The following is a 13,490-nucleotide window of genomic DNA, read 5'->3' on the forward strand; positions in this document are numbered from 1 at the left end:
GGGTAAAGTGGCTGCAAAATTGCAAAGCTGTGGGTTAGAAGTAATAGAAATCAACGGTTACAGGGATGCCTTTTTTGGAGGAGGTTTACCGGAACCGGTAGCTTCCAGACTGCAAACTCTAACTCAGACAGTAGTTCAGGCAAAGGCGGTAGTGGGCCTGGCCAATGATGGTGATGCAGACCGTTTCGGAGTGATCGGATCTAATGGTGAATATCTGGCCCCCAATCAGATCTTGAGTATTATCAGCCAGTATCTACTGGAAAATGGGCAAAAAGAGGGGGGGCTGGTCCGTACTGTAGCGACCACCCATTTGCTGGATGAAATTGCGGGCAGGTATGAACGGAAGGCTACTGAAACCCCTGTTGGATTTAAATATCTGGCCCAGGAGATGTTACGGCGTCCTGTGGTATTAGCCGGGGAAGAAAGCGGTGGCCTCAGTATCGGTGGTCATATCCCGGAGAAGGATGGGATATTGGCCAATCTGCTGATCTTACAAATAATAGGGGCCACTGGACAAAAGCCGGAGGAGGCCTGGCAACTCTTGCAGGAACAATATGGTTATTATGCTTTTCGACGCCTGGACTTACATATTGAAAATGATAGGAAAAACCAATTAATGCAAAAACTGCGGAATGAACCGCCTCTGGTTTTCGGGCAGAGACAGGTACTGCAGCAATCTTTACTGGAAGGGGTAAAGCTCTATTTAGATGATGGTTCCTGGGTTTTATTCCGGCCATCCGGAACAGAACCGGTCTTGCGGATTTATATAGAAGCCCGTTCGGAACAGGCGTACTACGATTTAATAGCGGCTGGAGAAGCGGCAGTAAAATAAAATGTATAAAAACTCTGGTTTTTGGTTAGACTTAACTCCTGTAGACTAAAAAAGTTTACAGGAGGTTTTTTTGTCGATGAGTAAGGGAAAAAAATATCGATTATGTTGCCTGGTGCTGATTGGATTGCTTATGCTTGCTCCCCTGGCCCGGGCAGCGGAGGTCGATTTTCGTCAGGGCAGACTGGTGCCGATTGTTTCCAGGAGCATTGTCTTAAGCCGAAATGTACCCGCTATTCATCGGGTGCGTCCGGGAGAATACCTGTTGCGGATTGCGCGTCAGTATAATGTTTCAGTTCAGGATTTGATCAGAGCAAATGGTTTAAAAAGCAAAATTATTTACCCGGGACAAAAATTAATTATACCAAGGGGTAGCAAAATGATGGCCCGTGCATCTGGCAGAATGGCAGCCGGGGTTTATTACTACAAAGGCAGGATAATCAGGATCAGTGAAAGTGAAATGGATCTGCTGGCCCGGCTGGTGCATGCTGAGGCTAGAGGAGAGTCTTTCCAGGGAAAAGTGGCAGTAGCTGCTGTTGTCTTAAACCGGGTAATAAATGACCAGTTTCCTGATACCGTGAAAGAAGTTATTCTGCAAAAAACCCGGGGAACCTACCAGTTTAGTCCGGTCCAGGATGGGGCTATCAATTTGCCGGCTGACAGGGAATCTTATGAGGCAGTACGGGAAGCGCTTGCCGGTTATGACCCTACGGAAGGATCGTTGTATTTCTATAATCCTCAGATTGCCACAGATACCTGGATCAAAACTTTGCCTACATCTACGATGATTGGCAATCATGTTTTTGCCCGTTAGAGCTTGGCTCTAACGGTCTTTTCATGTAGAATATACATGAAGGAGGTTGGTTACATGGCAGCAAAGGTTTACTATACGTCAATGCGTACCAAACGGGGAGAGAGTTTGTTAGCCAAACTGGTACGTCTGTACAAAAGAGCCGGTTTTGAGGAAATCATCAGTCCTGGAGATCTGGTGGCCATCAAAGTCCATTTCGGCGAAAAAGGCAATACAGCGTACATAAGACCGCAATTTATCCGGCAGGTAGTAGAACAGGTTAAACTGGCCGGAGGGAAACCGTTTTTGACAGATGCCAATACCCTCTACCGGGGTAGCCGGGCCAATGCTGTTGACCATTTGATTACTGCTATTGAAAACGGCTTTGATTATGCCGTAGTGGGCGCACCTCTGATTATTGCTGATGGTTTGACCGGACACGACTATATTAAGGTGCCAGTTAACCTCAAACACTTTCAGGAAGTAAAAATCGGCGCTGCGGCGGTACATGCCGATGCCTTTATTGCTGTCAGCCATTTTAAGGGACATGAGGCTACCGGTTTTGGCGGCACTATAAAAAATATCGGAATGGGTTTGGGGAGCAGAAGTGGCAAGCAGAATATGCATTCTGACCTGTTGCCCCGGGTTAATCGGGAGAAATGCATTAAATGCGGGCGATGTATCAAGTGGTGTCCAGCTGATGCTATCGCCTTTGCCGGGGAGGAGGGGACTGCTCTTATCAGTGAAACCAGGTGTATTGGCTGTGGTGAGTGTGTAACCGTTTGTCCGGTTCAGGCTATTGCTATTAACTGGAAGACAGAAGCGGATATGTTGCAGGAAAAAATGGTGGAATACACCTACGGAGTACTAAAGGATAAAGTTGGTAAATGCGGGTTTATCAGTTTTGTTACCAGCGTTTCTCCTGATTGTGATTGCTGTGGCTGGTCCGATGCTCCACTGGTAGCCGATCTGGGCATTCTGGCCTCTAAAGACCCGGTAGCTCTGGATCAAGCCTGTGTCGATCTGGTTAACCAGGCTCCTGTCAACCGGATTTCTGTTCTGGGGGATAAACAGGTAGAGGATAAATTCCGCGCTCTCTATCCCAAAGTGGACTGGTCAGTACAACTAAGGTATGGCGAAGAAATTGGCCTTGGCACAAGGCAGTATGAATTAATTGAAGTTTAAAAGAAAGAGGCATTCTTCCTGAATTAAAGAAGAATGCCTCTTTTTATTGTATTTTTTGGAGGAAATTTAGTTATTGTGTCGAAAAATACATTCCGGGAGGGAAAAATTGTGGCACATGAAAACTTTGGCAAGACATTAATCGAGTTTAAGGTCGGAGTATTTTTATTCGCTTTTTTGTCTTATGTAGCTTTTATAGGCTCCAGTTCAATTTCATGGAACCTGATTCTGGCTATGTTATTAGTTATATCCTATAATTTCCTCATTTATTTTACATGGAATCATAATCTTCTGCAACGGAGCCGTTATCTAATTATCTTTGGTGAAATTGTGCTGTTTGGCTACTTGATGTTGTCTTCACAGGGTAATGCCTATTTCCAGCCTCTGTTTTACCTGGTGATTACCACCTATGCCATTCGGTTTGGGGCCAGATTCGGGTTGCTAACCGCCTTAACCGGCTGGCTGGCGGTAATTGTGACGGGAATCAGCCAGGAAGGGGATTTGCCTTTATTACTAAGCAAACCGGAAACGGGGATTTTGCAGGGCTCAATCTGGGCACTTATTGGCTGGTTTGTCGGTAAAATAATGGAAAGCCGTCATAAACTGCAGGAAAGCTATCAAAAACTGACTACCATTATGAAAATTGACCATATTACCGGGGTATATAGTTATCGGTATATTCAGCAGTTTCTCGCCGAGGAGATATTAAAAGCCAGACAAAAGCATGAGCAGTTATCGATAATTCGGATTAGTATTGATGGTTTCCAGCCGATAGTTGATGGCTATGGTCAGGAGGTAACCCAGCAGATTTTAAAGACTGTGGGGGAACTGATCCAGGAAAATATTCGAGGTAAAGATAAGGTAGGGCGATATGGGGAAGATGAGTTTATCGTTTTATTGCCCGGTTCCGATAGTTTCGATGCCCTGGATGTGGGGGAAAAAATTCGCATTGCCGTACGAAACCACTCTTACCCCTTTGAAGACGAGCAGCTCAGGATAACAGTCTCCCTGGGGATTGCCACTTTTCCAAAAGACGCTGAGGATATGGACAATTTATTATACAGGGCCAACCAGACCCTGTTTCGGGCCCGCCATTTACGGCGCGACCGGGTGTGCCTTTCATCTATCACCATTGATGAGGTACAGAATAAAATCAAAAAGGCTGGTACCGCTCTGGCCGAAAATATCCCTACCCTGGTTGCTCTCATTGATGCCAAGGATGTCAACACCTGTGGCCATTCGGAGCGGGTAACCAAATATGCGGTGGCTATGGCCAGAAAACTGGGCTTTACTGAAAAAGAACTGGAGAGACTGCAGTATGGAGCCCTGCTCCACGATATCGGCAAAATCAATGTGGAAGAACATATCCTGGATAAACCGGGAAGTTTGAATGAAGATGAAATTTACTCCATCCGTAATCATCCGGCCTTTGGAGCCAATTTTCTGGCTTCCATTGACTATTTGCAGATGGTAACACCGCTGGTTTTATATCACCATGAGCGCTGGGATGGCTCCGGTTATCCGGAAGGGCTGAAGGGTGAAGAAATACCGCTGGGGGCAAGGATTATAGCTATTGCTGATTCCTATGATGCCATGGTATCGGAACGTCCCTATAAAAAGCCCTTACAACCGGCAGCAGCCTGGGATGAAATCAAAAATTGTGCTGGTACCTGTTTTGATCCGGCTCTGGTTGAAGTATTCTGCCAGGTGGTGGATCGGGAAACCGGTCAGATCAAGCCCGCTTAACCGGCGGGCTCTAAACTTGCTCTTTTTGCCTTCTGTGATATAATTAAATGTGGCAAATAATTACTTAAGGAGGACTGGGAATGGAGCTGTGGCTGAGAGAGCAACATACAGAGGGCTATAGCGTGAGTTGGAAAATAAAGGAAATATTTTATCAAAAACAAACTCCATATCAACATCTGGCAATTGTTGAATTTTATGATTTAGGGAGAGCATTGGTTCTGGACGGGATTGTTCAGACCACTGAAAAAGATGAATATATTTATCATGAAATGATTGCCCATGTGCCCATGTTCAGTTTGCGGCAGGTGGAAACGGTACTGGTCATCGGTGGCGGTGATGGCGGTACAGTCCGCGAAGTGCTGAAACACACCGGGGTTAAAAAGGTGGTACTGGCTGAAATTGATGAAGATGTAATCAATGCCTGTCGGCAGTATTTGCCGGTAACGGCTGCCTGCCTGAGCGATCCCCGGGTTGAACTGGCCATTGGGGATGGGATTAAATATGTCGAGCAGCAGCAAGCTGCCTTTGATTTGATTATCGTTGATTCTTCCGACCCCATTGGACCTGCTGAACCACTGTTTGGCAGCAAGTTCTATCAGCTGGTCAAACGGGCTTTAAAGCCTGGAGGAGCAGTAGTAGCCCAGACGGAGTCGCCCCTCTTTTATCCACAGGCGTTTCAGAGAGCGGTGCAGGCTATGCGGGAGAATTTCACCTATGTTAAACCTTATTTAACAGCTATTCCTAGCTATGTGGGAGGATTCTGGACTTTTACTATGGCCAGTGATTCGGAACTGAAACCAAGCTGGCCTGAAACCCTGCCCTTTAGTAACCGTTATTATACACCGGAAGTTCATCAGGCTGCCTTTGCCTTACCGCCCTTTGTAGCGGAAATTGTGAATAAATAATAGTGATAAGGAGGGATAACCGGATGACCAGAAGCAAATGGCGTTTAGCGGTCATGGTTATCCTTTTTCTTTTTCTGCTCTCTGGTTGTAAACCCTTAAATCAATGGTTGCCCCGTTTGCCACAGCCCCAGCTGCCGGCGGCTACTCTGATTACTGATCACAAGGGCAGAGTGATCGGACAAATTTATGAACAAAAACGTTATCCGGTTAAACTGAAAGACATATCCCCTTATGTGCTGCAAGCAGTAATAGCGGCTGAAGACCGGGATTTTTATCTGCATCAGGGGCTGGATCCAGCTGGTATAATCCGGGCTATCTGGCATAATTTGAGGGCTGGCCGGATAGTGGAGGGGGGCAGTACCATCTCCCAGCAAACGGTAAAAAACCTGTTTTTGAGCCAGGAAAGAACATGGAAGCGCAAGCTGCTGGAGGCCTGGTGGGTTATTCAGCTGGAACAGCAATATACCAAAGATGAGATCCTGGAGCTATATCTCAATAGCGTTTATTTTGGCGAAGGAGCCTATGGTATAGAAGCTGCAGCTCAAACCTACTTTGGCAAAAGGGCCAAAGATTTGAACCTGGCTGAAAGCGCCTTGCTGGCCGCTACTTTGAAAGCACCTTCGCGCGTAAATCCCTGGGCTAACCTGGAAGCGACCAAAAAGCGGCAGCGCTATGTTCTGCAGCAAATGGTGGAAATGAAAGTCATCACTCCTGAACAGGCCCGTCAGGCCGAGGAACAACCATTGCAAATCCGAAAAAAGCAAAGGGCTGTTTCCAGCCTGGCTCCTTACTTTCTGGACCTGGTCAAGCAACAGGCGGAAAAGCAGGTTGACCAGGAAACCTTGCTGGCAGGGGGACTGAAAATCGAGACGACTCTGGATGCAGAGATTCAGCAGGTGGTTAATGACAGGGTACAAACATATTTGCAGAAATATCCCGGACTGCAGGTAGCGGTGATAGTGCTGGAGAATGATAGCGGGGCTGTTCGGGCCCTGACCGGTGGCCGGGACTGGTGGCAGAGCTCATATAATCGGGTCTTGGCCCGCCGGCAGCCTGGCTCAGCTTTTAAACCTTTCCTCTATGCTCTGGCGCTGGAGCAAGGGATGCAGGCCAATAGCCTCTATAAATGTGAACCGGTTAATTTCCAGGGTTATCAGCCCCAGGATTATGGCAGGCCCGGTTATCATGGCCGGGAGCTGACTATGGCGGAAGCTGTCTGGGTCTCCGATAATATCATTCCTGTTAAAATTCTGGCCCAGTATGGCCCGGAGCAACTGGTTAAAGAAGCAAAAAAATTTGGTTTTACTTCACCCCTACCGCCGGTGTTATCCCTGGCCCTGGGCAGTGGTGAGGTGACTCCGTGGGAAATGGCGGCGGCTTATCGGGTTTTCCCTGGTAAGGGGCAATATATAGAACCCTGGTATATTTCCAGGATAGTTACCGGTACTGGTACTAATCTCTGGCAGGGACAGCCCAGGCGCTGGCAGGCGCTTGGACCTGAACTTGCTTTTCAACTGTTGGACATGATGCGCGGGGTTACAGGACCACAGGGCACAGCGGCCCGCATTAGCCAGATAATACGGAACCAGGCGGTTGCTGGCAAAACCGGGACCACCCAGGAGAACCGTGATGCCTGGTTTGCAGGCTTTAATAGTAAATATACCGTTGTAGTTTGGCTGGGATATGATCTCAAAGGAAAAGGGGTAGGGACTGGAGGAAAAATGGCCGCTCCGCTCTGGGCTGAAATTGTCAATTCCCCTGCCTTGCGAGGGGAGATGGAATTTAACGTTCCTGGTAATATAGTTAAGGAAAAAGTTTGTCTGGATTCAGGGCAAAAGGCAGGACCAGCCTGTGAACGCACTGCCGAGCTGGCTTTTGAGCAGGGTAAAGAGCCCCAGGAGTACTGTGCCCTGCACTGGTTTGTTCCCTTTATCAATCTGCCTGGATTTTAGGAGAGATAGGGGAGAAGGAAGATGGCTGAAAAAATTTGGCACTGGCTTTGTGAACATGACAGGATCTACGCCGGTGACCCTGTTTGGATTAAACCTTTACAGCAATTGAGCCGGGAGGAAAGGCGCAAAGTCTATGGAGCGCAGGGACGAGCCGTGGCAGAGTTAATCTTGAAAACCCTGAAGGAGGATACGGCTCTAGCAGCAGAATGGGAAAAGGCTGTAATCGAGAGCGTACTGGCCAAAGGCGGTGACCGGGATTTCCTGGATAGCCAGGTCATGGCTGTCCTGGGCCCACTCAAACTCAATCATTATATCACCAGAGAAGCTGAAGCCCGGGGGATTTTGTTAAAAACAGGAGCCAGCCAGGGAGGTTGCATGCTGGCAATCGTGATCATGACATTGGTGGTGGCGGTCATTGCCTGGCTGACTCGTTAGAAAAAAGAGGAGGTAAGAAGGATGCGGAGAGTACAGACAGATAAGGGAGAAGTGGCAGTAGGAGGGCCGCTAACGGAAGATGTGCTGGCATGTTTGCAGTTTGATCCGGGCTTAACTGCCTTTCGGCGGCCTCATGAACAGCACCGGGCTTTGCAGCAAATAGCGGCCATGCCGGAAGGCAGGGTATATGGATGTATTGCCGACGAAACACTGGTAGGCTATGTAACCTTTCATCCTGCTGAAGAGGAGGGGCGCTGGGGTAAAGGGGAATTTGCCGGCTTTATCCTGGAACTGGGGGCTATTGAAATTTCACCGGAGTGGCGGGGTTTTGGGCTGGCTGGCTTACTGTTGCAGGAAACTTTCTGTGATGATTTCTGGGAAGATTATATCGTGATTTCCCAGCATTTGCACTGGCACTGGGACTTAAAAGGCACAGGGCTGGATTTATGGGGCTACAAGAAGATGTTGAGTCATGTGATGGAGAAAGGGGGATTCCAGCTCCGAAATACCGATGAGCCGGAAATAGCCAGCCATCCTGCCAATATGCTCCGGGTACGGATCGGCAAACGAGTACCGGCGGAGAGAGTCATCCAGTTCGAAGGCAGCCTCTATCAGAATCTTTGGATGTTATAAAGACAGGGAGGGAGAAGGATGGAAGTCTACCGAATTATGCGTTCACCAGTGGTAACTGTTAACCCTCAAACTACCCTGGCGGAAGCCTGGAAAATTATGAAAAATTTGCGCATCAGGCATTTGCCGGTAATTTCCGAAGGGCGGCTGGTAGGGATTGTTTCTGATCGGGATTTGCGTTCTGCCAGCCCGGCGTTCTGGGAAGAAAACAGCGAAGAAAAAACCTGCCAAATTTGGATCGGGCAGATCATGAGCAAAAATGTGATTACTATCGCGCCTGATGATACCATAGATGAGGCAGCCAGGATTATGTATGAATTCAGGATCGGCTCCTTGCCAGTGGTCGATGGCAAGTACCTGGTCGGGCTTTTGACCCAAAGCGATATTTTGCGGGCATTAACGGAATTGCTGGGTGTACACGAACCCGGCTCCCAGTTAATTTTGGAGATACCAGATCGGCCAGGCGTACTGGCTGACATCGCCATTATTTTCAAAAATCTGGGAGTAAATATTGTCAGTGTTGTCACTTTACCCAAACGCAGGCATGAGGAATACCGTTTGATGGTAATCAGGGTCAATACCATCGATCCCCGCAAAATTATGGCTGCTTTACAGCAAGCAGGATATATAGTCAGAACGCCGCGACTGGAGGATACCGGCTATGGGCGGTAGAAGTCTTTTAATCCATAGCCGGCATTTTCAGCGGTATCAGCTTAGTGATGAACATCCCTTCAATCCTTTGCGGCTGGAATTAACAGAAACCCTGATTAAAGCCATGGGGCTATGGCCAGAGAAGGCGCTAGAAGCGCGAGGTGCAACTTTTGAAGAACTGGTACTCTTCCATTCTCCTGCCTATGTCAATGCGGTTTTTAGTCTGGGGGAAAAAGGGGAATGTTCCCTGGGCCCCGAGGCATGGGGACTGGGTACGGAAGACAATCCGGTTTTTCCCCGGATGGGGCAAGCAGCAGCCTTGCTGGTGGGGGCATCGATACAGGGAGCCGAATTGATTCTTGCCGGCAACGCTGAGCATGTTTTGAACTATGCGGGTGGATTACACCATGCCCACCGGGAACAGGCTTCCGGCTTTTGCGTTTTTAATGATATTGTGCTGGCAATCAAGAAATTTTGTCAGGCAGGCTGGCGGGTCGTCTATATCGATACTGATGCTCACCATGGTGATGGCGTGCAATGGGCATTTTATGATAACCCCCAGGTTTTAACCATCTCATTGCATGAAACGGGAAGATATCTCTTTCCTGGTACAGGGAAAATTACCGAACTGGGTCAGGGAGCCGGATATGGCTATAGTATCAATTTACCTTTAGAACCCTTTTCGGATACTGCCAGTATGCTGGAATGTTTTCAGCTGCTGTTACCTCCTCTTTTAGAGGCGTTTAAACCGGATGTAATTGTTTCTCAGCACGGCTGTGATACCCATTATCTGGATCCATTAACCCATCTGCATGGGGACATGCATCTATTACGAGCCTATGCCGAGTTAATTCACGGCTATGCCCATCAATATTCCGGAGGAAGGTGGCTGGCCTTAGGGGGAGGGGGTTATGATATCTGGCGGGTTGTTCCCCGGGCCTGGACACTCCTCTGGGCAACTTTGAGTCACCAGCTGTGTTTACCAGTTGTACCGGCCAGCTGGCTAGAACAGTGGCAGGGAGGAGCGCCAGTACCTTTACCGGCAATGATGATGGACCCGGAAGACATGGTAAAGCCTATTCCCCGGCAGCAGGAAATTCGCGAAAAAAATCTGGCTAATGCGCAGCGGGTATTACAAAATGCTTATCCTATTATCGCAGGAATAATTGGTTAAACGGAGGTAGCAATGAAAAAAGATGTTGCGGGCTCTGTTGTTGCGTTTTCGCCTGAACAGGCCTTTGCAAGAACAGGCCTATGTGTTATAATTTTTTTAGTATTTTGCTTGTTGGGAGGGATTTTTGGTGAGATTGTTGATCATGGGGCCCCCGGGTGCTGGTAAGGGCACTCAAGCCGAGGTATTAGTAAAGAAATTAGAGATACCTCACATTTCCACCGGTGATATGTTCCGGGCTGCTATTAAGGAAGGCACTGAAATGGGCAAAAAAGCCAAGGAATATATGGATGCCGGTCAACTGGTTCCCGATGAAGTAGTGGTCGGGATGGTAAAAGAGAGACTGAGCAAGGAAGATTGTGCTCATGGCTTTTTACTGGATGGTTTTCCACGGACTATCGCCCAGGCAGAAGCACTGGAAAAAACATTACAAGAATTGGATATGCAGATCGATGCAGTCATTAATATAGCTGTGCCCCGGGAGAAACTGATGGAGCGCCTGACCGGTCGTAGAATTTGCCGGGCTTGTGGAGCCAGCTATCATGTAGTATTTAATCCTCCTGCCCGGCCAGGCATTTGTGACAAGTGTGGTGGAGAACTGTATCAACGGGATGATGATAATGAAGCAACAGTAGCCAATCGTCTGGATGTTTACGAGGCTCAAACTCAACCATTAATTGACTTTTATCAAGTCAGGGGATTACTGCGGCAAATCGACGGTGACCAGCCCATTGACAAGGTATTGAGTGATATTTTAACGGCTATTGGCAAATAATTTTGGTGGATTTTTGGCCACAGGATTACCTTCCTGTGGTTTTTTATTAAAGTCTGTTGACAAGGAGGTGAAAAAGTGGCCACAGTATTGAAGGAAGTATCCCGTATCTCCGGACTTTATGGTCTTGATGGCGAAGAAAAAGTAGCCAAAGAGCTGGCGGAACAGCTTCCGGAATATTTTCTGGTGATTAACTCACCGCGCCTGGCAATGAATGATAATGTGGTGGATATTGACCATATTGTGATTACGCCGGCTGCGATCTTTGTCATCGAGAGTAAAAACATGAATGGCCGTATTACCGGCGGCCTGATGGGCAACTGGACCCAGGAGCGATTAAATGATGGCAAGAAGGAATATATCAAGATAGGCAATCCTGCCGCTCAGGTTAATCAGTATACCAAAGTTGTTCGGGACTATTTAAAACATCATTACTATCAGCAATACCAGGTCCAAAAAAATTTTAAGATGGAACCCATTGTAGTTTTTACCCATGAACATTCCAATATTAATGGGATTCACTACACTTCCCGGGGACGGGTTGGTAAGGTCAGAGTTTTGTTGTTAAAGGACCTGGTTTCCCATATTATGAGCTTTGATAAGGAATATATGACTTTAGAGGAGATGCATGAGGTAGCTGATATCCTGGTGCCTCAGGATCAGCGGGAACAAACCGGGGTTTATCCGGTGCTGAACGATTTGCCCAAAGAAAGTTTTCGCAGCCGTTATCAGATTCTGGAGGAGATAGGCCGGGGAGCTACCGGGGTGGTTTTCCGCGCCTTTGACAATAAGCTGGATCTGGAAGTAGCAGTAAAGCGGCTGTATGCGGGCCAGGATGGAGAGAAACATAAACAGTGGAAGCAGATTGCCCGGATTTCTGCCCGTTTGAATCACGCCAATATAGTACGCATCCATGACTATTACGAAGAGGATGGCGAGTTTTACCTGGTCATGGACCTGGTCCAGGGTTTGACCTTGAGTGAGGCTCTGGAACAAAGGCAATTTAGCTGGCGCGAAATCTATGATATTCTGGAACAAATATGTAATGCCCTGGACTATGCTCATCGAGAAGGGGTTATTCATCTAGACCTCAAAGGGGATAATATTCTCATTGATGAAAAAGGACTGGTGCATGTTACTGATTTTGGTCTGGCAGCCCTAGCGGAACTGGGCCCTGGCAAAAGCATAGGCACTCCCCTCTATATGGCACCCGAACAGGTAAGAGGAGAAAGGGGGGATAAATCTTCTGACTGGTTTGCGGTCGGAGTTATCCTTTATCAATTGATAACCGGACATTTTCCTTTTTATGGAAAAGACTTGCAAGAAGTAGGACAGGATATTTTATACGGGCAACCCCCGCCGTTAACCCGCTGGCGGGAGGATGCACCGGCAGAACTGGAAAAGGTGCTGGCCAAAGCCCTGGCCAAAGAAGCCAGGCAGCGCTATCAAAGCGGGCGGGAGTTGCTGACTGATTTGAAAACTGCTCTGGGTGAACGCCTTGAAAGTGGACAGGGCTTGACCCAGCAATGGTTTGCCAATCAGCGCTGGTTAAATTTCTGGCGGGATGATAAAAAGAAATTTTATGTCATTGTGGCCCTAACGGCATTAATCTTTGGCTGGATGTTCAGTTTACAAATGTATATAGACCGGAAGTTCCCCCAATCCGGCAGCAGTACAACTGGGGAATTATTACAGGATAGCCGTCTGGATACTACTTTAATTACCAATGAAAATATAAATCAGGCTTATAATAAAGTTGAAGAATGGTCCGGACGCAAAGTTAAGATTACAGGGAGACTGGAGAAGCTGGTTAATCGAACAGAAGATTATCTCTTGTTACAAATGGCTGTTTCAGATAGCAAAGGAGCTATTACCAGAATCCTGGTCCAGTATAATGGGGATCCCCATCTCCTTCTGCAAAAAGAAGAGAGTTTGCCTCTGGTCAGACTGGTAGGCAATCTGGGCTCAACTACTACTGTTGATCCCCGCAATGGGGAAATAATAAAGATACCCTTGATAGTCAACAGTGTAATTGAGCCAATTGAATTATGGAATGCCATGACACCAGCTAAATACAAATTGGATGTTAAGCAGATACTGGTGCGACATGGGATAGAGGTAGAGCTGGAGCGGATAGAAATAGCAGAGGAGGAAACGCGTTTATTCTTAAGGGTCAAGAATCGTTCCTTGCAAAAACATCTGGTCTCTCTGGCTAATCCTCAGGCTAGACAAGGAAATAATATCATCTACCAGCTTTACCATAGCGAAAACAATTATCAATTCGAGTTACAACCCGAACAGGAGGTAAAAGGGCAAATTATCCTTGGGCCCCTTGATATTATCCAGCGGCAAGTCGAAATTAGTTTGGGGAATAATTTTTTGGGACAGGAACCCTGGGTATTTTCAGTCAAGTGGTAGGCACGGCAG

11 protein-coding genes and 1 pseudogene are annotated in these 13,490 nt (G+C 47.5%); all 12 read left to right on the plus strand.

What is annotated here, in order from left to right; all coding sequences use genetic code 11:
* Positions 1–832 (plus strand): annotated as a pseudogene (locus tag JDF658_RS09470) (phosphoglucomutase/phosphomannomutase family protein); the annotation flags it as partial.
* Between the two features lie 76 nt (positions 833–908).
* Entirely contained in the window at positions 909–1,643 is a 735-nt protein-coding gene (locus JDF658_RS09475) for a cell wall hydrolase (protein WP_107753524.1), read from the plus strand.
* A gap of 54 nt (positions 1,644–1,697) precedes the next feature.
* Positions 1,698–2,804, plus strand: a complete 1,107-nt coding sequence (locus JDF658_RS09480; RefSeq protein ID WP_078665822.1) for a DUF362 domain-containing protein — start codon at positions 1,698–1,700, stop codon at positions 2,802–2,804.
* A gap of 108 nt (positions 2,805–2,912) precedes the next feature.
* Positions 2,913–4,547 carry an HD domain-containing phosphohydrolase gene (locus JDF658_RS09485; RefSeq protein ID WP_159446603.1) on the plus strand — a complete coding sequence of 545 codons (1,635 nt, stop codon included), beginning with the start codon at positions 2,913–2,915 and terminating at the stop codon, positions 4,545–4,547.
* Between the two features lie 80 nt (positions 4,548–4,627).
* Positions 4,628–5,452, plus strand: coding sequence for a polyamine aminopropyltransferase (speE, locus tag JDF658_RS09490; RefSeq protein WP_078665824.1), 825 nt, complete (start codon positions 4,628–4,630; stop codon positions 5,450–5,452).
* 23 nt (positions 5,453–5,475) lie between these two features.
* Positions 5,476–7,404, plus strand: coding sequence for a transglycosylase domain-containing protein (locus JDF658_RS09495; protein ID WP_079907392.1), 1,929 nt, complete (start codon positions 5,476–5,478; stop codon positions 7,402–7,404).
* A 21-nt stretch (positions 7,405–7,425) separates the two neighbouring features.
* A complete protein-coding gene (locus JDF658_RS09500) occupies positions 7,426–7,839 on the plus strand; it encodes a hypothetical protein (protein WP_079907393.1) in 414 nt (137 codons plus the stop codon).
* A 21-nt stretch (positions 7,840–7,860) separates the two neighbouring features.
* Positions 7,861–8,472 carry a GNAT family N-acetyltransferase gene (locus JDF658_RS09505; RefSeq protein ID WP_078665827.1) on the plus strand — a complete coding sequence of 204 codons (612 nt, stop codon included), beginning with the start codon at positions 7,861–7,863 and terminating at the stop codon, positions 8,470–8,472.
* A gap of 18 nt (positions 8,473–8,490) precedes the next feature.
* Positions 8,491–9,141: a CBS and ACT domain-containing protein gene (locus JDF658_RS09510; RefSeq protein WP_078665828.1), complete on the plus strand. Its 651-nt coding sequence runs from the start codon at positions 8,491–8,493 to the stop codon at positions 9,139–9,141.
* Positions 9,131–10,294, plus strand: a complete 1,164-nt coding sequence (locus JDF658_RS09515; RefSeq protein ID WP_078665829.1) for an acetoin utilization protein AcuC — start codon at positions 9,131–9,133, stop codon at positions 10,292–10,294. The genes JDF658_RS09510 and JDF658_RS09515 overlap by 11 nt, the downstream gene beginning before the upstream one ends.
* Positions 10,295–10,421: 127 nt before the next feature.
* The gene (locus JDF658_RS09520; RefSeq protein ID WP_078665830.1) at positions 10,422–11,066 is read left to right on the plus strand and encodes an adenylate kinase; all 645 of its coding nucleotides are present in this window, start codon (positions 10,422–10,424) and stop codon (positions 11,064–11,066) included.
* Between the two features lie 75 nt (positions 11,067–11,141).
* Positions 11,142–13,481, plus strand: a complete 2,340-nt coding sequence (locus tag JDF658_RS09525) for a protein kinase (RefSeq protein ID WP_079907394.1) — start codon at positions 11,142–11,144, stop codon at positions 13,479–13,481.
* The last annotated feature ends 9 nt before the right edge of the window (positions 13,482–13,490 follow it).

Origin of the sequence: Carboxydocella sp. JDF658 (genome assembly GCF_002049395.1) — a bacterium.
Classification (GTDB): domain Bacteria; phylum Bacillota.